Origin of the sequence: Enterobacter cloacae complex sp. ECL72 (assembly GCF_019056635.1) — a bacterium.
Classification (GTDB): Bacteria; Pseudomonadota; Gammaproteobacteria; order Enterobacterales; family Enterobacteriaceae; genus Enterobacter; species Enterobacter hormaechei_C.
This window is the reverse complement of the sequence record NZ_CP077659.1, coordinates 530,764-556,215: the sequence shown is the minus strand read 5'-3', so window position 1 is coordinate 556,215 and position 25,452 is coordinate 530,764. Positions and strand designations below refer to the sequence as shown.

At 54.5% G+C, this 25,452-nt stretch carries 23 protein-coding genes; 17 read left to right on the top strand and 6 right to left on the bottom strand.

The features are described 5' to 3' along the window. The first annotated feature begins 106 nt into the window (after nucleotides 1-106). The 5 genes from cyoA to cyoE are packed head-to-tail and all read left to right on the top strand — an operon-like array spanning nucleotide 107 to nucleotide 4,891. Nucleotides 107-1,054: a cytochrome o ubiquinol oxidase subunit II gene (gene cyoA / locus KTH07_RS02620; protein WP_006809886.1), complete on the top strand. Its 948-nt coding sequence runs from the start codon at nucleotides 107-109 to the stop codon at nucleotides 1,052-1,054. Between the two features lie 16 nt (nucleotides 1,055-1,070). Next, nucleotides 1,071-3,062 (top strand): cytochrome o ubiquinol oxidase subunit I, encoded by a 1,992-nt coding sequence (gene cyoB / locus KTH07_RS02615; protein WP_017383189.1) that lies wholly within the window; start codon nucleotides 1,071-1,073, stop codon nucleotides 3,060-3,062. Further along, the gene (locus KTH07_RS02610; RefSeq protein ID WP_003859057.1) at nucleotides 3,052-3,666 is read left to right on the top strand and encodes a cytochrome o ubiquinol oxidase subunit III; all 615 of its coding nucleotides are present in this window, start codon (nucleotides 3,052-3,054) and stop codon (nucleotides 3,664-3,666) included. The genes cyoB and KTH07_RS02610 overlap by 11 nt, the downstream gene beginning before the upstream one ends. Next, nucleotides 3,666-3,992, top strand: coding sequence for a cytochrome o ubiquinol oxidase subunit IV (locus KTH07_RS02605; RefSeq protein WP_006809888.1), 327 nt, complete (start codon nucleotides 3,666-3,668; stop codon nucleotides 3,990-3,992). The genes KTH07_RS02610 and KTH07_RS02605 overlap by 1 nt, the downstream gene beginning before the upstream one ends. An 11-nt stretch (nucleotides 3,993-4,003) precedes the next feature. Beyond that, entirely contained in the window at nucleotides 4,004-4,891 is an 888-nt protein-coding gene (cyoE, locus tag KTH07_RS02600; protein WP_017383188.1) for a heme o synthase, read from the top strand. A gap of 41 nt (nucleotides 4,892-4,932) precedes the next feature. On the opposite strand, the gene fucU is transcribed toward cyoE, so the two are convergent. The 3 genes from fucU to fucI are packed head-to-tail and all read right to left on the bottom strand — an operon-like array spanning nucleotide 4,933 to nucleotide 8,585. After that, nucleotides 4,933-5,361 carry an L-fucose mutarotase gene (fucU, locus tag KTH07_RS02595; protein ID WP_022650472.1) on the bottom strand — a complete coding sequence of 143 codons (429 nt, stop codon included), beginning with the start codon at nucleotides 5,359-5,361 and terminating at the stop codon, nucleotides 4,933-4,935. Beyond that, complete coding sequence (gene fucK, locus KTH07_RS02590; RefSeq protein ID WP_032620378.1) at nucleotides 5,354-6,757, bottom strand: L-fuculokinase; 1,404 nt, start codon at nucleotides 6,755-6,757, stop codon at nucleotides 5,354-5,356. The genes fucU and fucK overlap by 8 nt, the downstream gene beginning before the upstream one ends. 49 nt (nucleotides 6,758-6,806) lie before the next feature. After that, the gene (gene fucI / locus KTH07_RS02585) at nucleotides 6,807-8,585 is read right to left on the bottom strand and encodes an L-fucose isomerase (RefSeq protein ID WP_017383185.1); all 1,779 of its coding nucleotides are present in this window, start codon (nucleotides 8,583-8,585) and stop codon (nucleotides 6,807-6,809) included. Between the two features lie 407 nt (nucleotides 8,586-8,992). Here fucI and KTH07_RS02580 point away from each other — a divergent pair, with 407 nt between their 5' ends. The 7 genes from KTH07_RS02580 (at nucleotide 8,993) to KTH07_RS02550 (ending at nucleotide 17,285) form a co-directional block, all read left to right on the top strand. Continuing rightward, nucleotides 8,993-10,492, top strand: coding sequence for a sugar ABC transporter ATP-binding protein (locus KTH07_RS02580; protein ID WP_017383184.1), 1,500 nt, complete (start codon nucleotides 8,993-8,995; stop codon nucleotides 10,490-10,492). Between the two features lie 2 nt (nucleotides 10,493-10,494). Continuing rightward, a complete protein-coding gene (locus KTH07_RS02575; protein WP_017383183.1) occupies nucleotides 10,495-11,478 on the top strand; it encodes an ABC transporter permease in 984 nt (327 codons plus the stop codon). A 46-nt stretch (nucleotides 11,479-11,524) separates the two neighbouring features. Continuing rightward, complete coding sequence (locus KTH07_RS02570; protein WP_000858088.1) at nucleotides 11,525-12,475, top strand: ABC transporter substrate-binding protein; 951 nt, start codon at nucleotides 11,525-11,527, stop codon at nucleotides 12,473-12,475. An 11-nt stretch (nucleotides 12,476-12,486) separates the two neighbouring features. Next, nucleotides 12,487-14,076, top strand: a complete 1,590-nt coding sequence (locus KTH07_RS02565) for an FGGY-family carbohydrate kinase (RefSeq protein WP_017383182.1) — start codon at nucleotides 12,487-12,489, stop codon at nucleotides 14,074-14,076. A gap of 61 nt (nucleotides 14,077-14,137) precedes the next feature. Next, the gene (locus KTH07_RS02560; RefSeq protein WP_015571284.1) at nucleotides 14,138-15,133 is read left to right on the top strand and encodes a LacI family DNA-binding transcriptional regulator; all 996 of its coding nucleotides are present in this window, start codon (nucleotides 14,138-14,140) and stop codon (nucleotides 15,131-15,133) included. A 28-nt stretch (nucleotides 15,134-15,161) separates the two neighbouring features. Beyond that, the gene (fucA, locus tag KTH07_RS02555; protein WP_017383181.1) at nucleotides 15,162-15,809 is read left to right on the top strand and encodes an L-fuculose-phosphate aldolase; all 648 of its coding nucleotides are present in this window, start codon (nucleotides 15,162-15,164) and stop codon (nucleotides 15,807-15,809) included. Nucleotides 15,810-15,923: 114 nt separating this feature from the next. Continuing rightward, nucleotides 15,924-17,285 (top strand): MFS transporter, encoded by a 1,362-nt coding sequence (locus KTH07_RS02550; protein ID WP_017383180.1) that lies wholly within the window; start codon nucleotides 15,924-15,926, stop codon nucleotides 17,283-17,285. Nucleotides 17,286-17,317: 32 nt separating this feature from the next. Here the strand turns inward: KTH07_RS02550 and KTH07_RS02545 are convergent, their stop codons facing one another. After that, complete coding sequence (locus tag KTH07_RS02545) at nucleotides 17,318-17,809, bottom strand: YajQ family cyclic di-GMP-binding protein (protein WP_017383179.1); 492 nt, start codon at nucleotides 17,807-17,809, stop codon at nucleotides 17,318-17,320. Nucleotides 17,810-17,934: 125 nt separating this feature from the next. On the opposite strand from KTH07_RS02545, the gene panE reads away from it, so the two are divergent. From panE to KTH07_RS02520, 5 genes are all read left to right on the top strand, one after another. After that, nucleotides 17,935-18,846 carry a 2-dehydropantoate 2-reductase gene (gene panE, locus KTH07_RS02540; RefSeq protein WP_017383178.1) on the top strand — a complete coding sequence of 304 codons (912 nt, stop codon included), beginning with the start codon at nucleotides 17,935-17,937 and terminating at the stop codon, nucleotides 18,844-18,846. Beyond that, the gene (gene yajL / locus KTH07_RS02535) at nucleotides 18,809-19,402 is read left to right on the top strand and encodes a protein deglycase YajL (RefSeq protein WP_015571288.1); all 594 of its coding nucleotides are present in this window, start codon (nucleotides 18,809-18,811) and stop codon (nucleotides 19,400-19,402) included. Before panE ends, yajL begins: the two co-directional genes overlap by 38 nt. A 300-nt stretch (nucleotides 19,403-19,702) precedes the next feature. Beyond that, a complete protein-coding gene (locus KTH07_RS02530) occupies nucleotides 19,703-20,971 on the top strand; it encodes a PTS sugar transporter subunit IIC (RefSeq protein WP_023303189.1) in 1,269 nt (422 codons plus the stop codon). A gap of 12 nt (nucleotides 20,972-20,983) precedes the next feature. Beyond that, nucleotides 20,984-22,309: a 6-phospho-beta-glucosidase gene (locus KTH07_RS02525; RefSeq protein ID WP_015571289.1), complete on the top strand. Its 1,326-nt coding sequence runs from the start codon at nucleotides 20,984-20,986 to the stop codon at nucleotides 22,307-22,309. Continuing rightward, nucleotides 22,306-23,028, top strand: coding sequence for a glucosamine-6-phosphate deaminase (locus tag KTH07_RS02520; protein ID WP_023303188.1), 723 nt, complete (start codon nucleotides 22,306-22,308; stop codon nucleotides 23,026-23,028). The genes KTH07_RS02525 and KTH07_RS02520 overlap by 4 nt, the downstream gene beginning before the upstream one ends. Nucleotides 23,029-23,054: 26 nt before the next feature. Here KTH07_RS02520 and KTH07_RS02515 read toward each other — a convergent pair whose 3' ends face one another. Both KTH07_RS02515 and thiI read right to left on the bottom strand, forming a co-directional pair. After that, nucleotides 23,055-23,789 carry a GntR family transcriptional regulator gene (locus KTH07_RS02515; RefSeq protein ID WP_032620151.1) on the bottom strand — a complete coding sequence of 245 codons (735 nt, stop codon included), beginning with the start codon at nucleotides 23,787-23,789 and terminating at the stop codon, nucleotides 23,055-23,057. Between the two features lie 69 nt (nucleotides 23,790-23,858). Beyond that, nucleotides 23,859-25,307, bottom strand: a complete 1,449-nt coding sequence (gene thiI, locus KTH07_RS02510; RefSeq protein WP_006809903.1) for a tRNA uracil 4-sulfurtransferase ThiI — start codon at nucleotides 25,305-25,307, stop codon at nucleotides 23,859-23,861. Nucleotides 25,308-25,452 lie beyond the last annotated feature (145 nt).

Here is a 25,452-nt window from a genome sequence, read left to right as displayed (position 1 = left end):
CACCTTCCTGACACAGGCCTAATGATGTTTACAGTAATGTAACCTTCCCGTAAAATGCCCCCACACTTTAAACGCCACCAGACTCCCGTGGAATTGAGGTCGTTAAATGAGACTCAGGAAATACAATAAAAGTTTGGGATGGTTGTCATTATTCGCAGGCACTGTATTACTCAGTGGCTGCGATTCTGCACTACTAGACCCCAAAGGACAGATTGGACTGGAACAACGTTCATTGATACTGACGGCTTTTGGCCTGATGTTGATTGTGGTTATTCCTGCCATCTTGATGGCTGTTGGTTTCGCCTGGAAGTATCGTGCGAGCAATAAAGATGCGAAGTATAGCCCTAACTGGTCACACTCCAATAAAGTGGAAGCTGTGGTCTGGACGGTACCTATTCTGATCATCCTGTTCCTTGCTGTACTGACCTGGAAAACCACTCACGCACTTGAGCCGAGCAAACCGCTGGTTCACGATGAAAAACCTATTACCATTGAAGTGGTCTCCATGGACTGGAAATGGTTCTTCATCTATCCAGAACAGGGCATTGCTACCGTGAATGAAATCGCCTTCCCGGCGAACACTCCGGTTCAGTTCAAAGTGACCTCCAACTCCGTAATGAACTCCTTCTTCATCCCACGTCTGGGCAGCCAGATTTACGCGATGGCCGGTATGCAGACTAACCTGCACCTGATCGCGAATGAAGCAGGCACCTACGACGGTATCTCCGCCAGCTATAGTGGCCCGGGCTTCTCGGGTATGAAGTTCAAAGCTATCGCTACGCCAGACCGCGCGACTTTCGACCAGTGGGTTGCAAAAGCGAAGCAGTCTCCAAACACCATGTCTGACATGGCGGCGTTCGAAAAAGTGGCTGCACCTAGCGAATACAACAAGGTGGAGTACTTCTCTAACGTGAAACCGAATCTGTTCAAAGACGTTATTGGCAAATTTATGGATCACGGCATGAGCATGGACATGACCCAGCCTGAAGGCGAGCACAACACGCACCAGGGTATGGAAGGCATGGACATGAGCCACGCGGAAACCGCTCACTAAGGGGCCGAGGAAGAAAATGTTCGGAAAATTGACACTGGATGCAGTGCCCTACCATGAACCGATTATTATGGTTACGGTGGCTGCAATTATCATTGGTGGCGCGGCCTTAGTTGGCCTGATCACTTACTTCGGTAAGTGGAGCTACCTGTGGAATGAGTGGCTGACTTCGGTTGACCACAAAAAACTCGGTATCATGTACTGCATCGTCGGTATCGTCATGTTAATTCGTGGCTTTGCGGATGCAATCATGATGCGTAGCCAGCAGGCGCTTGCGTCTGCGGGCGAAGCCGGCTTCCTGCCACCGCACCACTACGATCAGATCTTTACCGCCCACGGCGTTATCATGATCTTCTTCGTGGCGATGCCGCTGGTAATCGGTCTGATGAACGTGGTCGTTCCGCTGCAAATCGGCGCGCGCGACGTTGCGTTCCCGTTCCTGAACAACCTGAGCTTCTGGTTCACGGTTGTCGGCGTTATCCTGGTTAACCTGTCACTGGGTGTGGGCGAATTTGCTCAGACTGGCTGGCTGGCCTACCCGCCGCTGTCGGGAATTGAGTACAGTCCGGGCGTGGGCGTTGACTACTGGATTTGGGCGCTTCAGCTCTCCGGTGTCGGTACCACCCTGACCGGTATTAACTTCTTCGTGACCATCCTGAAGATGCGTGCACCAGGTATGACGATGTTCAAGATGCCAGTATTTACCTGGGCATCTCTGTGCGCCAACGTCCTGATTATCGCGTCGTTCCCAATTCTGACCGTCACCATCGCGCTGCTGACCCTGGATCGCTATCTGGGTACCCATTTCTTCACGAATGATATGGGTGGCAACATGATGATGTACATCAACCTGATTTGGGCCTGGGGTCACCCGGAAGTGTACATCCTGGTTCTGCCGGTGTTCGGTGTGTTCTCCGAAATCGCGGCAACCTTCTCGCGCAAACGCCTGTTTGGTTACACCTCTCTGGTGTGGGCAACCGTATGTATTACCGTCCTGTCGTTCATCGTCTGGCTGCACCACTTCTTCACCATGGGTGCGGGTGCCAACGTAAACGCCTTCTTCGGTATTACCACCATGATTATCGCGATCCCGACCGGGGTTAAGATCTTCAACTGGCTGTTCACCATGTACCAGGGTCGTATCGTGTTCCACTCAGCTATGCTGTGGACCATCGGCTTCATCGTGACCTTCTCCGTAGGTGGGATGACCGGCGTACTGCTGGCGGTACCAGGTGCTGACTTCGTTCTGCACAACAGTCTGTTCCTGATTGCGCACTTCCATAACGTTATCATCGGTGGCGTGGTCTTCGGCTGCTTCGCTGGTGTGACCTACTGGTGGCCAAAAGCGTTCGGTTTCACCCTGAACGAAAAATGGGGTAAACGCGCGTTCTGGTTCTGGATCATCGGCTTCTTCGTGGCGTTTATGCCGCTGTACGTGCTGGGCTTCATGGGGATGACCCGTCGTCTGAGCCAGCAGATCGATCCGCAGTTCCACCCAATGCTGATGGTTGCAGCGGGCGGCGCAGCGCTGATTGCCTGCGGTATTCTGTGCCAGCTGATTCAGTACTACGTGTCTATCCGTGACCGTAACCTGAACCGCGACCTGACCGGTGACCCATGGGGTGGCCGTACGCTGGAGTGGGCGACCTCTTCTCCGCCTCCGTTCTATAACTTTGCCGTAGTGCCGCACATTCACGAGCGTGATGCATTCTGGGAAATGAAAGAAAAAGGTGAAGCGTACAAGCAACCTGAGCATTACGAAGAGATCCATATGCCGAAAAACAGCGCCGCGGGCATGGTTATTGCCGCTTTCGCAACGGTATTTGGTTTCGCAATGATCTGGCACATCTGGTGGATGGCGATTGTTGGCTTCGCTGGCATCGTAATCAGCTGGATTGTGAAGAGCTTTGACGAGGACGTGGACTACTACGTACCAGTCCGTGAAGTTGAAAAGCTGGAAAACCAGCATTTTGACGAGATTTCTAAAGCGGGGCTGAAAAATGGCAACTGATACTCTGGCGCACTCAACTGCCCACGCGCATGAACATGCGCACCATGATACAGGACCGACGAAAGTCTTCGGTTTCTGGATCTACCTGATGAGCGACTGCATCCTGTTCTGCTGTCTGTTCGCAACCTATGCCGTTCTGGTGAACGGCACAGCGGGCGGCCCGACCGGTAAGGACATCTTTGAACTGCCGTTCGTTCTGGTTGAAACCGCACTGCTGTTATTCAGCTCCATCACCTACGGCATGGCGGCTATCGCCATGTACAAAAACAACAAGAGCCAGGTTGTCTCCTGGCTGGCGTTGACCTGGCTGTTTGGTGCTGGCTTTATCGGGATGGAAATCTATGAATTCCATCACCTGATCATGGAAGGTTTCGGCCCGGATCGTAGCGGCTTCCTGTCAGCGTTCTTCGCGCTGGTAGGCACCCACGGTCTGCACGTGACCTCGGGTCTGATCTGGATGGCGGTGCTGATGTTCCAGATCTCCCGTCGCGGCCTGACCAGTACTAACCGTACCCGTATTATGTGCCTGAGCCTGTTCTGGCACTTCCTGGACGTGGTATGGATCTGTGTGTTCTCTGTTGTCTATCTGATGGGGGCGATGTAATGAGTCATTCTAACGATCATGGCGCTTCCCACGGCAGCGTAAAAACCTACATGACAGGTTTCATCCTGTCGATCATTCTGACGGTGATCCCGTTCTGGATGGTGATGAACGGTTCTGCATCTAAGCCGGTTATCCTGGGCGCAATCCTGGTGACCGCGGTGATTCAGATTCTGGTGCATCTGGTTTGCTTCCTGCACATGAACACCAAGTCCGATGAAGGCTGGAACATGACGGCCTTTATCTTTACCGTGATTATCATCGCTATCCTGGTAGTCGGTTCCATCTGGATTATGTGGAACCTTAACTACAACATGATGGTTCACTAAGAGCGGCGAGTATGTTTAAGCAATACCTGCAAGTCACGAAACCAGGCATCATCTTTGGCAACCTGATCTCCGTAATCGGAGGGTTCCTGCTGGCCTCTAAAGGCAGCATTGATTACACCCTCTTTATTTACACGCTGGTCGGTGTGTCACTGGTGGTTGCGTCCGGTTGTGTATTTAACAACTACATCGACATGGATATCGACAAGAAGATGGAAAGGACCAAAAATCGGGTGCTGGTTAAAGGCCTGATTGCTCCTTCCGTCTCGCTGGTGTACGCCACCTTGCTGGGTATTGCTGGCTTTATGCTGCTGTGGTTTGGTGCTAACCCGCTGGCCTGCTGGCTGGGGGTGATGGGGTTCGTGGTATATGTGGGCGTCTACAGCCTGTATATGAAACGTCACTCCGTCTACGGCACGCTGATTGGTTCTCTCTCCGGCGCGGCGCCGCCGGTGATTGGCTACTGCGCCGTCACGAACGAGTTCGACAGCGGTGCGCTCATCTTGCTGGCTATCTTTAGCCTGTGGCAGATGCCGCACTCCTACGCCATCGCGATTTTCCGCTTTAAGGATTATCAGGCGGCGAACATTCCGGTTCTGCCGGTCGTGAAAGGCATTTCGGTTGCCAAGAACCACATCACGCTCTACATCATCGCTTTTGCCGTGGCAACGCTGATGCTCTCTCTGGGCGGTTACGCCGGATATAAATATCTGGTGGTAGCAGCTGCGGTGAGCGTATGGTGGCTCGGCATGGCCCTGCGCGGTTATAAAGTGGAAGATGACAAGGTCTGGGCACGCAAGCTGTTTGTGTTCTCGATTGTCGCCATCACCTCCCTGTCCGTGATGATGTCCGTAGACTTCATGGTGCCAGATTCACAACACCTGCTGACTTACGTCTGGTAAGAAGACTGATGTAAAAACGCCGGGTTTAGCCCGGCGTTTTTTTATGGGTACGGCGTAACCCCTTTCTTTAACAGTATATTGCCGTATTTCGCGGTCTCGCCCGTCACCACGATGGCGTACGCTTTCTGTGCCCGCGCATAAAACGCATAACGGTCAATACGCGTAATCCCCTCCCCTTCCGCCTCACCAAAGAGTGCGTTGCGATAGCGCGCTTCTACCTGTATATCGAGCGTATCCCCGTCGACAGGGGCCATCATCACCAGCGGTGGCGCATAGCTGTCCAGTTCAAACAGCGGTATCACCGCGGCCAGCAAATCGCTGATGAGCAGGCCATCTGCGCGGATCGTCTTTGGCCCCAGGCTGTGCGCGGGAAAGTGAGCATCTGCAAAAATAATCTCGTCACCATGACCCATTTCTGCCAGCGTTTTCAGCAGCTCGGGTGAAATCAGAGGGGATATCGTTTTAAGCACAAGGTTGCTCCTCAGGATAGAAATAACGGTAACGATAGTGGACCCGATCGCGAGCAGCCTCAGCGCTGGCCGTTTCTCCGACGCCCCACCATCCGTACAAAGACGCCCCCAGCACGGTCGTATCAGCCTCTTCAAGAACCTTCACCGGGATCCCAAGCGCATTGGACTTGAGCTGATTCCACAGCATATTGCGGCTACCTCCCCCCACCAGCAGGAGTTCACGCGCCTTAAATTGCGCGATCGCCTCCAGCGCCAGGCATTTTTCTTGCAGATGCACCGTGAGTCCTTCCAGGGCTGCGCGGTAAAAATGGGCTGGCGTTGTGGTGAGCGTAACGCCCTGCCAGCCGGCGAGTGGAGAATCGAGCAGTTGGGTATTCATCGTGACGCCATCCGCGCCGTTCGGAATTGCCGCCGCCTGAGCCAGAATAGTGTCCCAGTCGGTACCAGGCGACCAGAACAGCGCGCGGATCCACTCCAGTACGCCAGACGCCAGATATTGCATTCCCGGATTATAGAGCCCCGTCCGGCTATCCAGTTCGCAGGTCGCACCCGGGTATTGCCCCAGTAAAGCGGTATCAACCTGCGAGGTGCGCGCCATTAAAATCTCCCAGGTACCCGAAGAGAGAACTGGCTCATTAATTCCCGCCCCGGCGCCAAAAAGGGCAAACTGCGTGTCGTGCCCGGCGGAGATCACCGGCACTCCGCAAGGCAATCCGAGCCTGGATGCAGCGTCGGGCCGCAATTCACCAATCCTTTCTCCGGGGGAAACCAGCGGCGGGAAAAGGGAATGAGGCACGCCGATCTTGCTTAAGATCGTTTCACTGAAGCGCTGCTGATGCAGATCGAACATCTGACTGGTACCGGCCATCGTGAGATCGGTCGTCATCTTTCCGGTCAGGCGATGGTTGATTAGCGAGGAGATAAAAAGCCAGGCGTGAGCACGCTGTAACAGATCGGGATGGTTGTCCTGAAGCCAGCCTAGCTTATACAACGTGTTAAAACTAAACTGCCCAACGCCGGTGATCTGCTGTAGTTCTGCCGGGGAGCATGAACGGGCAACCGCTTCCATCACCGGCACGGTTCGCGGGCACTTCCAGCTAATGATCGGGTAAAGCAGTTCTCCCCGCTCATCTACCAGTGCGCCATCCACGCCAAAGGTCGTCACACTCATTCCGCACAGGTGATGCTCGCTCAGCGCTGCGCTGATTTTCTGACAACAGACGGCAAACCGTTGCATGATGGCGTCGAGCGACCACTGGTGCCAGGCCGGATTTTCAGCGGCGCTTTCGCTTTCGTTCGCCACCGCGGCGCGCGCCACAATATTCCCTTCGGGATCCAGCGCAATGGCGCGCACGTTCGTCGCGCCACAATCGAGAACCAGAAAACATTTTTTCATCGCGGTCCCCACAGGCTGCCAGCCCGCCGGAGCAGGCTGGCAGGCCGGATTAATGTTTGTATAACGGTCCGTAATTTTCACAGGCGCGGTAATCCTGCCCTTCCGGATCCATACCGTGAGCGCCCCAGGCCGTCGGCCGATAAATCAGCGCCTCCGGTACGTTATGCATGCATACAGGGATGCGCAGCATGGACGCCAGGGTGATGAAATCAGCGCCGACGTGCCCGACGGTTAATACCCCGTGGTTAGCGCCCCAATTCGCCATCACTGAATAGACGTCGCTGAACGGGCCTTTACCGGTCAGGCGTGGGGCAAACCAGGTGGTGGGCCAGGTTGAATCGGTGCGCTTATTCAGAATGTCATGTACGTGTTCCGGCAGCTCAACACTCCAGCCTTCCGCTATCTGTAATACCGGACCCACACCCTTGATGAGGTTTACGCGGGTCATGGTAAATGGCACGCCACCCCGGGTGAGGAAGTTTGATGAGAAACCGCCCCCGCGGAAGTATTCATGCACCGCCGGACACCAGTGGGTTGCGGCCAGGCACGCGTTGGCTTCCTGCTCAGTAATGTCCCAGTGTGGTTTCAGGGTCGGTTTCCCCTCGGCGTCTTTCTGCTCCGCTGTACCGTCCAGCGCCGCCGAGCCGGAGTTGATCAGATGAATAATGCCGTGCTCAGCCCGTCCAGTGAGCTTCTGGCCGGTAACACGCTCAACCGACTCCGGCGACCAGTAGGTGCGTACATCAGCAAAAATCTGCGCGGTGCCGGTCATCAGATGCCCAAACAGCATCGCTACCCCGTTAAGGCTGTCATTTTCCGTCGCCACTACCAACGGCTGGCGAATACCGTTCCAGTCGAAAGAGCTGTTCAGCAGCGCCTCTGCGGTATCGCCATTTGGATACTGATCCGTCCAGTGGCGCTGCCCCTGGAAACCGGACGCAATGGCGTTATAGCCCAGCGATTCCTCCACGCGGCCCATCGCAGCGAGTTTAGGGTTGCCCTGCATCATGTCGCGGATGCACATCGCCATTAGCAGGCTCTCCCGCAGGATCGCGGCATTTTCCTGTTCATTGCGACGATACTGCTCTGCGTTTTTATCCTCGCCGAAACGGAAATGTGCCTTCGCCCAGCTCAGGGCCAGCTCAAGTTCTTGTTCGTCGTAAATCTTATGATCGATGCGGCGACGCAGTTCGGTCATATCCACCGCCTGCACCTTCATCCCCAGCCAGGATTCAAAGAAGTTGTGATCGACAATCGAGCCCGCGATCCCCATTGAGACACCGCCCACCGACAGATAACTTTTCCCCTTCATGCTGGCGACCGCCAGGCCCGCCCGGGCGAAGCGCAACAATTTTTCCTCAACGTCTGCCGGGATGGTCTCGTCGCCCGCATCCTGTACATCGTGGCCGTAGATGGAAAACGCCGGGATCCCTTTCTGGTTATGCGCTGCCAGCGCCGCTGCGAGGTATACCGCCCCCGGACGCTCGGTGCCATTAAAGCCCCAGATCGCTTTCGGGCGCAGCGGATCCATATCAATGGTTTCACTCCCGTAACACCAGCAGGGGGTGATGGTGATCGTCAGACCAACGTGGCACGTGCTGAACTTCTCTTCGCAAGCGGCGGATTCCGCCATTCCGGCAATGCAGCTGTCGGCAATTACGCACTCTACGGGCGTACCGCAGGGGTGGCGTAATTTTTCACTGAGTAGCGCCGCCGTGGCTTTCGCCATGTTCATGGTCTGCTCTTCCAGAGACTCGCGTACGCCCATTCGGCGGCCGTCAATAACAGGTCGAATGCCAATCCGGGGTAACGCTTTTATCGTTTTCATAGCCCTTCCTCACGTTGGTTAACCTATCCGTCTCAGGAGCATAGCCGTGAAAAAGCGCCCGGGCAGCACCGTGAACGGAAAGCGGTGAAATTTGCTAACTCGAATTAGCTTAGGGTTCTCACTAAAAATGAGACAAGATAAATGTGCAGGATCTGTGAGCAGTTTCACGATGAGAGGTCAAAATTCGATCAGTGTCAGGTATTACGATTCAGCAAAATCTAAACATATCGTTTGAATTCAATTAAATAACAAAATACCTTTGCACGACGTCACAATTTGAATACAAATGATTTGGCTAAATTATGACCCTAAAATAGCTTTTAAGGACGAAAGCTAAGTCGAGTTAGCTTAATAACTAAATCACTGTGGCTTGTGATTCATTGCCTTTCCAACACAGGAATTTTGCAATGTCAGAGACTCTTATTCAGATGACGCGCATCACCAAACGCTTTCCCGGCGTGCTGGCGCTGAATCAGGTTGATTTCGATTTACGCCGCGGCGAAGTTCATGCCCTGTTAGGTGAAAACGGTGCCGGCAAATCGACGCTGATGAAAATATTATCCGGTGTTTACCAACCCGATTCCGGTGAAATTCGCTTTGAAGGGCAATCCGTATCATTCAGCGATCCGCTAAGTGCTCAGCACGCAGGTATTACGATTATCCATCAGGAATTTAATCTCTTTCCCGATTTAACCGTGGAAGAGAATATCTTTATTGGCCGTGAATTCTGCAAAAATAGTCGCTGGCAGTTAGATAAACGCGCCCAGCGACAGGCGGTTGAGAAAATACTGCACACGCTGAATTTAAAAATCGCCCCGGACGCCCGCGTCAGTGAATTAACCGTAGCCCAGCAGCAGATGGTTGAAATTGCCAAAGCGATTTCGGTCAATGCCAAAGTGCTAATCATGGATGAACCCACCGCCGCGCTGACCGAAAGTGAAATCGAGAGTTTATTTGACGTCACGCGGATGCTCAAGGCTCAGGGCACGGGGATAGTCTACATCTCGCACCGTCTGGAAGAATTGGCGCTGATCGCCGATCGCGCGACCGTCATGCGCGACGGACAATACATCGCCACCGTAGATTATGAAACGGTTCAGATCGGCGAGCTTATCGCCATGATGGTTGGCCGCAATCTCGATAACATCTACCCAAAACGCCCGCCGCATCAGCGCAGAGAAAAAGTGCTGGAGGTGAATGGCCTGACGCGAAATGGTGTACTGCACGACATCAACTTTACCCTCTGGCGCGGAGAGATCCTCGGCCTCGCTGGCTTAATGGGCGCAGGCCGAACGGAACTGGGCCGGGCCCTGTTTGGCGCCGATGCGATCGACGCCGGTACCCTGACGCTGAACGGCACCCCCACACGGATTAAAGACGTGGCTGACGCCATTGAGAAAGGCATCAGCTATTTAACAGAAGACCGCAAAAAAGAGGGACTCGCCCTCGGCCTTTCCGTTGAGATGAACATTATGCTCGGCAATTACCCGGACTACGCCGGCGCCGCGGGTAATGTCGATGAAAAGCGCTGCCGGGAGTCCAGCCAGAAACTGGTGGATGCGCTGCGAATAAAAACGCCGCATCTGGAACAGGCGGCACTGAATTTAAGCGGCGGTAATCAACAGAAGATCATTATTGCCCGCTGGGTCTGTAAAGATACCGATATTTTAATTTTTGATGAGCCAACCCGGGGAATTGATGTTGGCGCCAAGCTGGAAATTTATGAACTAATGAACCGCCTTGTCGCTAAAGGTAAATCGATCATCATGATTTCATCCGAACTGCCGGAAGTATTAGGAATGTGCGACCGCATACTTGTGATGCGCAGCGGCCACATTGCCGGCGAAATAGAGGCTGAGCACGCCACCCAGGAAAAAATCATGCAATACGCCACGCTGGAGGATTAATCATGTCCGTTACCGTTCCATCGCCGCAAAGCGGAAGTCATACGATGAAAATAAATAAAGCGCTCCTGATGCGTCTGGCACCTCTTTTTAGCCTGGTATTGCTGGTTCTGTTTTTCAGCTTCAGCTCACCGTTCTTCTTTAATACTGAAAATATCATGACTATCGCCTTGCAAACGGCGGTGATTGGCATCATGGCCATTGGCGTAACCTTTGTGATTATTACCGCCGGGATCGACCTGTCGCTCGGATCGGTGGTGGCGTTCTCAGGGGTTGCGGTGGGCATCGCCGCCGGGTTTGGTATGCCGCTGCCGGTCTGTATTCTGGCAGGCGTGCTCGCCGGCGGGCTTTGCGGCTATGTGAACGCGTTTCTGGTCACCAAAATGACCATACCACCGTTTATTGCCACCCTCGGCTTAATGATGTCGGTACGCGGCATCAATATGGTGATGACCGATGGCCGCGCGATTTATTTTTCTGACTACCCGCAGTTCAAGCTGCTAGCGCAGGGTCGCCTGTTCGACGTCCTGCCTTACCCGGTGTTCTACCTGGTCATCGTGGCACTGATCGCCATGTGGATCCTGAAGAAAACGGTGATGGGCCGCTATATCTACGCTGTCGGCAGCAATGAAACGGCGGCACATCTTTCCGGGATCAAAGTCCAGCGAGTGAAAATTTTCGTTTACGCCTTATGCGGCCTGTTAACCGGCGTGGCCGGGGTGATCCTCGCCTCTCGTCTCAATTCAGGCCAGCCAACCGTAGGCGTGGGTTATGAGCTGGAAGCCATTGCGGCGGTAGTGATCGGCGGTACCAGTCTGATGGGCGGCGTGGGCACGATTGGCGGCACCATCATAGGCGCGTTCATTATGAGCGTGCTGAAAAACGGCCTCAATCTCATGGGCGTGTCCCAGTTCTGGCAGATGGTGGCGATGGGCGTGGTCGTCGTTGCCGCCGTCTACCTGGACACGTTACGTAAAAGAATGCGTTAGGTTCTCGATACAACAAGCCCTGCCAACCCTACAACGGAGCAAAATAATGAAAACCAGCCATATCCTGAGCGCCCTGTCGCTCGTTGCCATCCTGTCCAGCAGCGCGCTGGCAAAAGATTTAAACCTGCCGGTAGTCAGTAAAGGTTACCAGCACGAATTCTGGCAGACGGTCAAAATGGGGACGGAAGCTGCCGCAAAAGAGTTGGGTGACAAAACCAGCTACGTTGGCCCTGCCGATGAAACGCAAATCGCCGAGCAGATCCAGTTAGTCGAAAACACCATGGCACAAAAGCCAAACGGCCTGTTGCTGGCCGCGCTTGATGCAAACGCCCTTGCCCCGCTGGTCGAAACCGCCAACAGCCGGGGGATCAAAGTGGTGACCTTCGACTCGGGCGTGAACTCCGATATCCCGGCCAGCTTTGTCGCCACCAATAACCGTAAGGCGGGCGCACAGGCTGCGGATGCGCTGGCGGAGCAGGTAGGCCAGAAGGGGAAAGTGGGTATTATCGCCCACGTAGCCGGAACGACGTCCGCCATTGAGCGCTCTGAAGGATTCAGCGAGCGAATGAAAGAGAAGTACCCGAATATTCAGGTACTGCCGGTGCAATATAGCGATGGCGACCCGCAAAAGGCGATGGATAAAACCATTGATATGGTTCAGGCCAACCCGGATATCGCCGGTATTTATGCCACCAACGAAGGCTCAACCCTGGGCGTTGCGAACGCGATCGACAGCCAGAATTTGAAGGGCAAAGTGAAAGTCATCGGTTTTGACAGCACCGAAGCCATCATTAACTTCCTCAAAAACGGCGTGATTCAGGGCTTCGTGGTGCAGGACGCGTACCAGATTGGTTATCAGGGCATAAAGGCGCTGAACGCGGTGATTTCCGGACAGACGGTGGCTAAGGAAATTGATATTCCAGTGAAATATGTCAATGCGCAGAATATCAACACCCCTGAAATTGATAAACTGTTACATCCGTTTGGTAAAAAATAAGGAAGTTCATGATGAGTGACGGCTATTTCCTCGGAGTCGATGTGGGTTCAGCCAGCGTTCGTGCTGGGCTTTACTCTGCGCAAGGCGAGCGTTTGAGCTTCGCGACCCGTCCGATTTCGCAGTTTCACGCCAGCAACGCGCGCGTGGAACAGTCCTCCGCGGAGATCTGGCAGCAGGTTTGCGCGGTGGTGCGGGAAGCCGTCGACTCCTCTGGGATCTCACCCGACGCCATTTGTTCGATTGGCTTCGACGCCACCTGCTCGCTGGTCGCGCTGGATGCTGAGGGTAACGGCCTGAGCGTGTCCCCCGACAGTCCGGCATCGCAGGACATCATTATGTGGATGGATCATCGTGCTCACGAAGAAACTGTTCGCATCAATGCCACACGCGATCCTGCCCTGTGCTACGTGGGCGGCGAGGTGAGTATTGAAATGGAACTGCCAAAACTGCTGTGGTTGCAGCGACATCATCCTGAAACATGGAATCAGGCCTGGCGCTTTTTCGACCTTGCCGATTTTCTGGTCTGGAAAGCGACGGGCCAGGACGCCGCCAGCCTGTGCACCCTCACCTGCAAATGGAACTACCTTGCGCATGAGGCGCAGTTCAGCGAATCGCTGCTCAGGGAGGTAGGGCTGGAGACCTTACTGACAAAAATTCCCGATACTATTCTGGACGTCGCTGAATGCGTCGGGAAACTCAGCCCACAGGCAGCGCAAGCTCTGGGGTTGCCCGAAGAGGTGGTTGTGGCAAGCGGCATGATCGATGCCCACGCGGGTGGCGTGGCGCTGACGGGCTCACACCCGGAGGGCACGCTGGCGCTCATCAGCGGAACCTCGAACTGCCATATGCTTGCCAGTCAGACGGAGATCCATACGCCCGGCGTCTGGGGGCCTTACTGGAGCGCCATGCTGCCGGGCTACTGGCTGACGGAAGGCGGGCAAAGTGCTGCCGGGGCGCTGGTCGACTGGACGTTGCGCGAGCACGGAGCCAGCGCAGACCTGTTTGCAAAAGCAGAAGCGGCGCAACGCCATCCGGTGGCGCTGCTCAACGACTGGGTAGCCGCGCTTGAACAGGAAGAAAAATATCCCACCCGCAACCTGCACATTCTGGCCGATCACCACGGCAACCGCTCGCCGCGTTCGCGTCCGGATGCGCGGGGCAGCGTGGTCGGTCTGACATTAGAAACCGGTGAACGTGCGCTGGCGAGGCTCTACCTGGCCACGCTACAGGCCATAGCCTATGGCACACGACATATTATGGATACCCTGAAACATCACGGGCACACCTTGTCGCGTATTGTCATTTGTGGAGGAGCCACCCATAACCGGCTCTGGCTGCGGGAGTATGCCGATGCCACGGGCTGCGATATTCATCTCTTAGCCGAAGAAGATGCCGTCACTCTCGGCGCGGCCATTTGCGGCGCTGTGGCGAGCGGTGCATGGGCAACGCTCACCGATGCCACCCGGGAAATGGTCAAAGCCGGCGACATCATCACCCGTCGGCCGGAAACCGCGGCTTTCCACAGGCAAAAATATGAGGCGTACCTGATGCTGTGGACCCAGCAGCAGGCGCTTAATCTCCTGATGCAGCAGGAAATGTAATGGCAGGATGCGTATGCTTTATCAGCAGTTTTTTACGTACGTTAAGGATTGAGGCGTAGCGATGGCCAAAACAGTTGAACAGATAGCGAAGGATCTGAATTTATCCGTCACCACCGTGCGGCTGGTACTGAGCGGGAAAGCCGAACAGTATCGGATCAGCGTGAAAACACAGTCCCGAATTAATGAACACGTCGAGCGCTTCGGCTATACCCTCAACCATTCGGCGCGCAGTCTTAAGCTAAACAAAACCGAGACGCTGGGACTCATCGTGCCCAACATCTCGAACGTGTTCTTTGCAACGCTCGCCGAGAAACTCGAACTGCGCTGCCGCCGTTCGGGCTACCAGCTGATGATCAGCTGTACTTACAACGATGTGGATTACGAAAATAAGCTGGTCAAAGCCCTGATGGCGCGCAACGTGGACGGCTTGTTTATCGTTCCCTCGACGCTGGAAAACCAGCAGCATCATTTGCGGCAGATCCAAAAACCACTGGTGCTCCTCGACCGGGATTTTGGCTTTACTGACAACGCGCTGGTTGAGAGTCATAACGAGGCCGGGGGGGATGAACTGGCCCGCAACATGCTGGCAGAGAGAAAAACGCCGCTCTGGTTCCTTGTGGGCGATACCGCACTGCCCAGTATTACGGACCGTCTGAACGGCTACTTACAGGCCCTGAAAACAGCCGGTATTCACCATCGCGAGTGGGTCATCGAAGGGCCGGACAATACGCCGGAGGGCGGATATGCCCTGATGGATTCGCTTATCGACAGCCAGGGTGTTCCGCAGGCGTTTATCGCCTCATCGTTACCCGTTCTGGAAGGGGCAATTGAAGCCCTGCGGACGCGTACCGGCACCGTGCCCCAACACATCAATATCGGCACCTTCGATGAGCACCCCATGCTGGGGTTCCTGCCTAACAGCGTCTGGTCCATGCAGCAGGATGAAGATACCTGGGCGGAAAAAGCGTTTGAACTGATGCAGCGAGCCATCGACGGCGAAGCGGTCAACGAGACGGCGAAAGTCGATATGAAGCTGGTCAAACGTTCCCGCCAGTAAAAATAAAACTGTACCCGGAGAATAAAAAATGGAACGAGCCCGATTAGCCAGAGACATTATCGACACCTGCCTTGAGATGACCCGCATGGGGTTAAATCAGGGCACCGCCGGCAATATCAGCGTTCGCTATCGCGACGGCATGCTGATTACGCCGACCGGAATTCCCTACGAGCATCTGACCGAAGAGAGTATCGTCTATGTAGATGCACAGGGGCGGCACGAAGAAGATAAACTGCCCTCCAGCGAATGGCGTTTTCATCAGGTTGTGTATCAGACCCGCCCGGATGCTAACGCCGTCGTCCATAACCATGCGGTTAACTGTACCGCCGTCTCGATACTCAACCGCCCCATTCCTGCTATTCACTATATGATTGCCGCCGCCGGGGGAAACTCCATTCCCTGCGCCCCTTACGCGACCTTCGGGACGCGCGCGCTGTCAGAGCATGTCGCGGTCGCATTACGCGATCGCAAAGCGACGCTCTTACAGCACCACGGCCTGATAACCTGCGAAGAAAATCTTGAAAAGGCACTGTGGCTGGCGCAGGAGGTAGAGGTGCTGGCAAAACTCTACCTGGCCACGCTGGCGATAGTAGATCCCGTTCCTGTACTCAGTGACGATGAAATTGCCATTGTTCTTGAGAAATTCAAAAGCTACGGATTGCGCGTCGAGGCGTAATTTTTTATCCGGGGGTGCTTTTATCACACCCTCGTAATATCTCTTAAACAAACACCTATTTACCGCACTTATCACCCCGCCTAAACTATGGCCTGCTTTTTGGTAGAGGTGGTAATGAACGATTATAAAATGACGCCAGGCGAACTGCGTGCGACCTGGGGTTTAGGGACTGTTTTCTCGCTGCGGATGCTTGGCATGTTTATGGTCCTGCCCGTTCTGACCACATATGGCATGGCGTTACAGGGTGCTAGCGAAGCGCTGATTGGTCTGGCGATTGGTATCTACGGCCTGGCGCAGGCGATATTCCAGATCCCCTTTGGCCTGCTCTCCGACCGCGTGGGTCGCAAACCGCTGATTGTCGGCGGGCTGCTGGTGTTTGTACTTGGCAGCATCATCGCCGCCCTCTCCCACTCCATCTGGGGAATTATTCTTGGGCGCGCCCTGCAAGGTTCCGGGGCGATTGCCGCCGCCGTGATGGCGCTGCTGTCAGACTTAACCCGCGAGCAAAACCGCACCAAAGCCATGGCGTTTATCGGCGTCAGCTTCGGCGTCACGTTTGCCATTGCCATGGTGCTGGGGCCTGTTATCACTCATGCGCTCGGCCTGCACGCCCTGTTCTGGATGATTGCGGTGCTGGCGACCATTGGGATCGCACTCACGCTGTGGGTTGTGCCTGACAGTAAAAACCACGTCCTCAACCGTGAATCCGGGATGGTGAAAGGCTGCTTCAGCAAAGTCATCGCCGAGCCGCGCCTGCTTAAGCTGAACTTCGGCATTATGTGCCTGCACATTCTGCTGATGTCCACCTTCGTCGCCCTGCCCGGTCAACTTGCCGCAGCAGGTTTCCCGGCGGCAGAGCACTGGAAAATTTATCTGGTCACAATGCTGATCTCGTTTGTCTCCGTTGTGCCCTTCATTATTTACGCCGAAGTGAAGCGCAAAATGAAACGCGTCTTCGTGGGCTGCGTGGCGTTATTGCTGATTGCCGAGATTGTGCTGTGGGGCGCTGGCCCGCATTTCTGGGAACTGATCGCCGGCGTACAGCTGTTCTTCCTGGCGTTTAATCTGATGGAAGCCCTGCTGCCGTCGCTTATCAGCAAAGAGTCTCCGGCAGGATACAAAGGCACCGCGATGGGCATTTACTCCACCAGCCAGTTTCTCGGCGTGGCGATCGGCGGGTCGCTCGGCGGCTGGGTGGACGGTCTGTTTGACTCCCAGACCGTTTTCCTCGCCGGTGCGCTGCTGGCGATGCTCTGGCTGTTTGTTGCCAGCACCATGAAAGAGCCGCGCTATGTAAGTAGCCTGCGGGTAGAAATTCCCGATGACGTGGCAATCGGTGAAGCGTTAAAACAGCGTCTGGAAGCGACAGAGGGCGTGAGCGAAGTGCTGATTGTCCCGGAAGAGCGCAGTGCGTATGTCAAAATTGACAGCAAAGTGACTAACCGCTTTGAGGTGGAGCAGGCGCTGAAGGCCTGAAAAAATGCCCGGTTTAGCCGGGCATGATTGTCTTAATCGCGGAAGTTTTTAAACTGGAATGGCTGACCGAGATCGCCGCCACGCACCAGCGCCATCACGGATTGCAGGTCATCACGGGATTTTCCGGTCACGCGGATCTCTTCACCCTGGATCTGCGCCTGCACTTTGAGCTTACTGTCTTTGATAAGCTTAACGATTTTTTTCTGTACCGCGCTCTCAATCCCCTGCTTCAGCTTCGCTTCCACAAACCAGGTTTTGCCGCTGTGAACAAAATCTTCCGGTACATCGAGTGAGGTCCCTTCAATGCCGCGCTTGAGCAGCTTGGCGCGCAGGATATCCAGCAACTGGTTGACCTGGAAATCAGACTCGCTCAGGACTTTGATCGTCTTGTTCGCGTCGTTCAGTTCAATGGTCGCCTCAACGCCACGAAAATCGAAACGTGACTCAACCTCACGGACAGCATTTTCTACGCCGTTACGCGCTTCCTGCAAATCAACTTCAGAAACAATATCGAAAGATGGCATCTTTTCTTCTCCCTTCATTTTTGTTGCGTTGCATAATACCCGCAACGAGGCATAACGAGAAGCTTAGCTGATGGCGCTATACTTAGCGTCATAGCACCTGGCGCCGTTGCAGGTGAGGAGGAACGATGAAAGTAACAGTGCTTGGATGCGGAGCCCTTGGCCAACTCTGGCTTACAGCGCTATGCAAACAGGGACACGACGTTCAGGGCTGGCTGCGAATTCCCCAGCCCTATTGCAGTGTGAACGTAATTGGTACAGACGGTTCAATTTTCAACGAGTCTTTGACGGCAAACGATCCGGAATTTCTTGCCACCAGCGATTTGCTGCTGGTCACGCTGAAGGCCTGGCAGGTCTCCGATGCGGTGAAAAGCCTGGCCGCCCAGTTACCTGAACGCACGCCAATCCTGCTGATTCACAACGGTATGGGTACCATTGAAGAGCTAAAATCTGTCCGGCAACCGCTGCTGATGGGGACAACCACCCACGCGGCACGTCGCGACGGTAACGTCATTATCCATGTTGCCAGTGGTATCACCCATATCGGTCCTGCGCGTGAACAGCCCGGCGATTACAGCTATCTTGCGGATACCCTGCAAAGCACGCTGCCTGACGTCGCCTGGCACAATAACATTCGCGCGGAACTGTGGCGCAAACTGGCGGTCAACTGCGCGATCAATCCGCTGACCGCCCTGCTGGATTGCCCTAACGGTGAGCTGCGCAAGCATCCCGATCGGGTAGCGCTGATTTGCCGGGAAGTTGCCGCCGTCATTGAACGCGAAGGCTACCACACCTCAGAGTCCGATTTACGTTATTATGTCGACCAGGTCATTGAGAGTACGGCAGAAAATATCTCCTCAATGTTGCAGGATATCCGGGCTATGCGGCATACCGAAATTGATTACATTACCGGTTATCTGTTAAAACGCGCCCGGGCACACGGTATTACCGTTGCGGAAAACAGCCGTCTGTTTGAGTTAGTAAAACGAAAGGAGAGTGAGTATGAGCGCATCGGCACTGGTATGCCTCGCCCCTGGTAGCGAAGAGACAGAAGCGGTCACCACCATTGATTTGATGGTGCGTGGTGGTATTAAGGTTACTACCGCCAGCGTCGCCAGCGACGGAAGTCTGGCGATTACCTGCTCGCGTGGGGTGAAGATCCTGGCGGATGCACCGCTTGTACAGGTGGCGGACGGTGATTACGACATGATCGTTTTGCCGGGTGGGCTGAAGGGTGCAGAGTGTTTCCGCGACAGCCCGCTGCTGGTTGAAACCGTTCGTCAGTTTCATCTTTCCGGGCGTATCGTCGCGGCAATCTGTGCGGCCGCAGGTACGGTGCTGGTTCCGCACGACATTTTCCCCATCGGGAATATGACCGGCTTTCCTGGCCTGAAGGACACAATTCCGGAAGACCAGTGGGTGGATAAACGCGTGGTCTGGGATCCGCGCGTTAACCTGCTCACCAGCCAGGGGCCGGGCACCGCCATTGATTTTGGCCTGAAGATTATTGACCTGCTGGTTGGGCGCGAAAAAGCGTACGAAGTGGCGTCATCGCTGGTGATGGCGGCGGGGATTTATAATTTCTACGAAGCCTGATGTCCTCCCGGGCTGGCAACGCGCTGGCCCGTCTGCCCTACAGAAATAGTGCAGCCAGCGTCACAGTTCTGCGATTCATTTTCCTGCCCTGAAGCGTCTCCCCACCGTTTTACCCTTTCAAAAACCCTTTATTTTCAGACAAATAATCAAATCTGCACCGCATTGCATGCCTGTTTGACAGGCTAAAAGAACCGTGAAAAACTGTATTCAACTGGTATATACCAGTTTAAAAATCCGCCAGCAAAGCCTGATAACATCAACAGCGGCGGGAGAGCAGAAATCTCTTCTGGAGTAAGCAATGTGATTACATTTCTTGAGCACAGAGTCATTCCTGTACTGATTCGCGTAGGCGAAAATAAAATACTGGTCGCCGTGCGCAACGGTATTGCGCTGACCTTACCCTTCACCATCATCGGTAGCCTGTTTCTCATTCTCGCCAATCTACCGATACCCGGCTGGAGTGAATGGCTTGGCCCGTTTGCCGAAAAGCTCAGCGCCCCGGTGGGCGTTACCTTTGGTGCGATAGGGCTGATTTCTGCGGTGGGTATCAGCTACAACCTCGCGAAGGAGTACAACCTCAACGCTATCACCTGCTGCATAGTCACGCTGGTGGTTTTCTTACTGGCGCAACTCAACGACAGCTATCAGCTCAACGTTGACAATCTTGGTGCGGCGGGGCTGTTTTCTGCCATCATCCTGGCGATTTTGACGGTGCACATCGTGCGATTTTTTATCCGGCACAACGTCGTGATCACCCTGCCGGAGGGCGTGCCTCCTGCCGTGGCGCAATCTTTTGCGAGCCTGATCCCCGCCGCGGTAGCAATCACTCTGATCTGGCTGATTAGGGTCATCCTGAATTTTGATATCAACCACTTCTTCACCCTGCTGCTCAGCCCGCTCGTCTCCGGCCTCGGTTCGCTGCCGGGCATGCTGGTGCTTATTTTTCTGATTTCGCTGCTGTGGTGCTGCGGCATACATGGCGACAACGTGCTTTCCGGCATCACCAGTCCCATTTTCCTGAAATACATCGCTGAAAATACTCAGGCCTATCTGCATCATCAGCCCATTCCCCATATTACCGCCGACGGGTTTTATATCGTCTTTATGTGCCTGGGCGGAACGGGCGCGACCATGGGGCTGGTCATTGCCATGCTGCGTTCCCGCAGTCGGCTGTACAAATCAGTGGGCAAGCTCTCCCTGCCCTCCGCGATATTTTGTATTAACGAACCTGTCATTTTCGGTTGCCCGATAGTCTTCAACCCACTGCTGATGATCCCGTTTACCCTGACGCCGATGATCCTGTGCATCTCAACCTGGTCGCTGATGTACTTCGACATCATTGGTCGCCCCGTCTTACAGATCCCCTGGACCATGCCGCCGATTTTCGCCGCATGGTTCGTGACCGGCGGCAATATCCCTGCCGTGATCTGGTCCGTCTGCACGCTGGTTATTTCCGCCCTGGTCTGGCTGCCGTTTTTCAAACTGGCCGAGCGCAAACAACTTGAAACCGAAGCGGCCGAAGAGAATGCCCGCCGCAACGCGGACACGCTTTCCGACCCCATCTTGTAAAAAGGAACCACGATGAAAAAGCTCAAGGTTGTCACTATTGGCGGCGGCTCCAGCTACACGCCAGAATTGATCGACGGTTTTATCAAACGCTACGCAGAGCTGCCGGTCACCGATTATTATTTGCTGGATATTGAAGAGGGAAAAGAGAAGCTGGAGATTGTCGGAAAGCTGGCCCAGCGCATGGTAGCTGAAGCCGGGCTCCCAATGAATATCCACCTGACGCTCGATCGGGAAGAGGCGCTGAAAGATGCCGATTTTGTCACCACGCAGCTGCGTGTCGGCTTTCTTGATGCCCGCATCAACGATGAAAAAATCCCGCTAAAATACGGCGTTCTGGGGCAAGAGACGACAGGTCCCGGCGGGTTTATGAAAGCTCAACGCACGATCCCGGTCCTGCTGGATATCTGTAAGGACATGGAAAGATGGTGCCCGAACGGCTGGCTGATTAACTTCACCAACCCGGCCGGGATTGTCACCGAGGCAATCACCCGCCACTCGGCCATTCGGACCATAGGCATTTGCAGTGGCGCAAATAGCATGATGATGGACATCGCCAAAGCCTACGGCGTGCAGAAGTCGGACGTTTACGCACGCATTATTGGTCTGAACCATCTTATTTTTGCCGACCAAATTTTCCTCAAGGGAGAGGATTATACCGACGACTTTATTGAAAAACTGGCCGAGGGCAGCGCAAATAACTCCCTGAAAAATATACCGGACATTGGGTTTAGTGCCCGCTTTGCCAGGGCACTCCACATGTACCCTATCTCCTACCTCAAATACTATTTTTTGACCCGCGAGATGACCGACGCCGCGCTGCGCGATGCAAATACTAAGGGAACCCGCGGCGAGCAGACGCGCGAAATTGAGCAACGGCTTTTTACGCTTTATCAGGACCCCCATCTCGCGCACAAGCCGAAAGAGCTGGAGCAGCGCGGAGGCGCCTGGTACTCCGATACTGCATGCTCGATCATCAGCGCTATTTATAACGATAAAAAAGAGATCCACGTCGTAAATGTTCCTAACAGGGGCACAACACCCGATCTGCCGGATCACGTTACGCTGGAAACCAACGCCATGATCGACCGAAACGGCGCGCATCCCCTCGCCTATGGCAGGCTGCCCGTGAAGATCCGCGGCCTGATCCAGAGCGTGAAGGCCTATGAAGAGCTCACCGTTGAGGCCGCTGTCACTGGAAATTACGACACGGCGCTGCTGGCGCTGAGCGTAAATCCCCTTGTGCCTTCTGCCGCCGCGGCAGAACAGATCCTTAATGAATATCTTGAGGTCAACCACCGTTATTTACCCCAGTATGCTAAACGTAAGGACGCACAATGAACGTAGAACAGACAGACGATTATGCGGCGCTGAGTGACGCCGTGGCGAAAGCGGTCATTGAAACCGTTACGCAAAAACCCGATGCGCTGATTTGCATCGCGGGTGGAGATACGCCGCTGGGCGTTTTTGCCGCGCTGGTGCACGCCAGCAAACAGGGTAAGGTCGATTTTTCCCGTGCGGCATTTGTTGGCCTGGATGAGTGGCTGGGGCTCGGTCAGGCCGATAAAGGCAGCTGCCGGGAGATGGTATGGGGCCATTTCTTCAGCCACCTGGCCCTGCGCGACGATCAGATCTGTTTCTTTGATGGCCTGACGCAATCCCCCGAGGAAGAGTGTCAGCGTGTGGATAACTTTATTACGGCCCACGGTGGGCCTGACATCATTGTGTTGGGGATCGGTATGAACGGCCATATCGGCTTCAATGAACCGGGCGCCGCCCTCGATACCGGTTGCCACATCGTGGACCTGGATGCGGTGACGCAGGCCGTTTCGGTTAAATACTTCGGCCAGCAGCGTCATATCCGTCAGGGCATTTCGCTGGGGATGAAGACTATCCTGGCCTCACGGGCCATTATTTTGATGGCAAGCGGCGAGAAAAAAGCCGACATCATCGCAACAACCGTCAATTCCGCACCGGACCCGGCGGTTCCCGCGACGCTGCTAAAGCCGCACCCACGGTTAAGGATCATTGTCGATAAAGCGGCAGCCGCTAAGCTGTAAAAGAGAAACAGGCGCTGATGCGCCTGTTATCGTTTGATGTGCATATTCTTGACGCGGAAAATATCTGCCCGGTTGTAGCTGATGGAGAAGTTAAATGCTCTACCGTCATCGAGGCGCGTGACTTCGGTAATTTTCAACATCGGCTGGCCTTGCAGAATATTGAGATGGGCCGCCAGCTCCTCATCAAAAAGATCCGCTTCAATCAGTGAATCGGCGTCGCTGATTTTCTTACCGGTAAAGTCTTCAATATAGCCATACAGCGATCCCACTTCGAGAATAGCCTGCGGAACAGTGGCAACCACCTTGTGAGGAATATTGCTGTCTTCAATTAACACCGGCTGTCCGTCCAGTAAACGGATACGGCGAATAAACCAGACATCATCACCCTGCGCAATTTCGAGGTGCTGTGCCAGCGCCGCGTCGGCGTGAAGGGTCGTCAACGTCAGCAAGCGGCTGGTTACGTTGACCCGCCCCTGAAATTCACGGGAAAACCCGAGAATACTGTCACTCTTTTCATTATTCAGAATGTAAATATTGCTGGCAGTATTCTTTAAAACAAACATGCCCTTGCCGTGGATACGCTCGATATACCCTTCCTGTACCAGCATCGCCATGGCTTTCTGAACCGTTACGCGCGTAACGTCATAAATACCGGCAAGATCGCGCTCCGACGGAATGCTTTCGCCCTTTTTGTAGACTTCATTGAGAATATCTTTTTTGATTCTCTCTTTGATTTCCCAGTACTTATGTTTTTTTTCCATTGTCGATTACCCGGCCAAAAAGAGCATAGAATCGCAGGCCCGGTAGCGCTCGCGCCACCGGGCGAGAAACTACGGGCGATACACCTTCACGTTCGCGAAGCCCTGCTCACGCAGATACAGCGCCTGCAAACGGCTCATGACCCCACGTTCGCACCACAGCAGATACGTTTTGCTCTGGTCGAGATCGCCAAACTGGGTGCTCAGCTTGTAGAACGGCAGCGAAACCACCTCGACGCCTTCCACCTGCAACGGCTTGTCATCCTGCTCATCAACAGAACGGATATCCAGAATCGTATCGTTAGCACCGAAGCCGCTGACCGTCTCCACCTCAACCACTTCCTGCTCGGTCTGCTGAGCGATCTCACGGATATCGATGTTGGACGCTTCCGCCACCACTTTTTCCAGGATGCTGAAATCGAAGTTCTCTTCTTCCGCTTCGATCTTCGCCTTCACCGCTTTGATGGTTGGACTTTTTGAGATCACACCGCAATATTCCGGCATGGTGCGGGCAAAATCTTCAGTACCGATTTTACGCGCCAGATCGATGATGTGCTCTTTATCGTGAGAGATCAGCGGACGCAGGATCAGCGTATCAGACACGTTATCGATAAGACGCAGGTTGGTCAGCGTCTGGCTGGAGACCTGCCCCAGCGCTTCACCGGTGACCAGCGCCTGCACGCCGTAGCGCTCAGCCACTTTAGACGCCGCACGTACCATCATGCGCTTCAGCACCACGCCCATCTGACCGTCGTCCACTTTTTCGAGGATTTCGCCGACCACCGGCTCAAAGTTGATCGCCACAAAACGCACGCGGTGAGAGCTGCCGAAGCGGTTCCACAGGTAATGCGCCACCTGACGTACGCCGATTTCATGCGCCGCGCCGCCCAGGTTAAAGAAGCAGTAGTGCACGCGGCAGCCACGACGCATCAGCATATAGCTGGACACGCCGGAGTCGAAACCACCGGAGATCAGCGACAGCACATCTTCCTGAGTGCCGATAGGGAAACCGCCAATACCTTCATAACGACCCTTGACCAGCAGCAGGCGATCGTTTTCGATCTCAAGGTTAACGGTGACGTCCGGGTTAGTCAGGCGCACGCGCGCCGTTTCAACGTGCTGGTTCAGACCACCACCGACGTAGCGCTCAACCTCAATAGAGCTAAACTCATGCTTACCCCGGCGCTTCACGCGCACGCAGAACGTTTTCCCTTCGATCTGGTCGCGGTACTGCACCAGCGCCTTTTCGAAGATATCGTGCATATCGGTGAAGGGAACGTCTTCCACTTCCAGAATATGGTGAATACCCGGGATACGGGTCAGCGCGTCGCGAATATCAAGACGTTTGTTTTCGTCTTTCGCGCGGACTTCTACGTGGTCCCAGTGACGCACCACGGCGAGCGTTTCGTCGTAGTGTTTTAATACGTTACGAATGTTCCCGGTGAGAATTTTAATAAAGCGCAAACGCACGGATTGGCTTTTGATGGTGATTTCAGGGAACAATTTAATGATAAACTTCATGGCGGCAATGTTTCTTAGGCAAGCTTATAAAGGCTTGTAGTGGAAAATGATACAGCAGCCCACACCCGTGGCTGCATCCAGGCGCGCAAGTATACCACCATCGCGCCACTCGCGTTATTTGATAATTGCCCCGAGTCCGTTACCA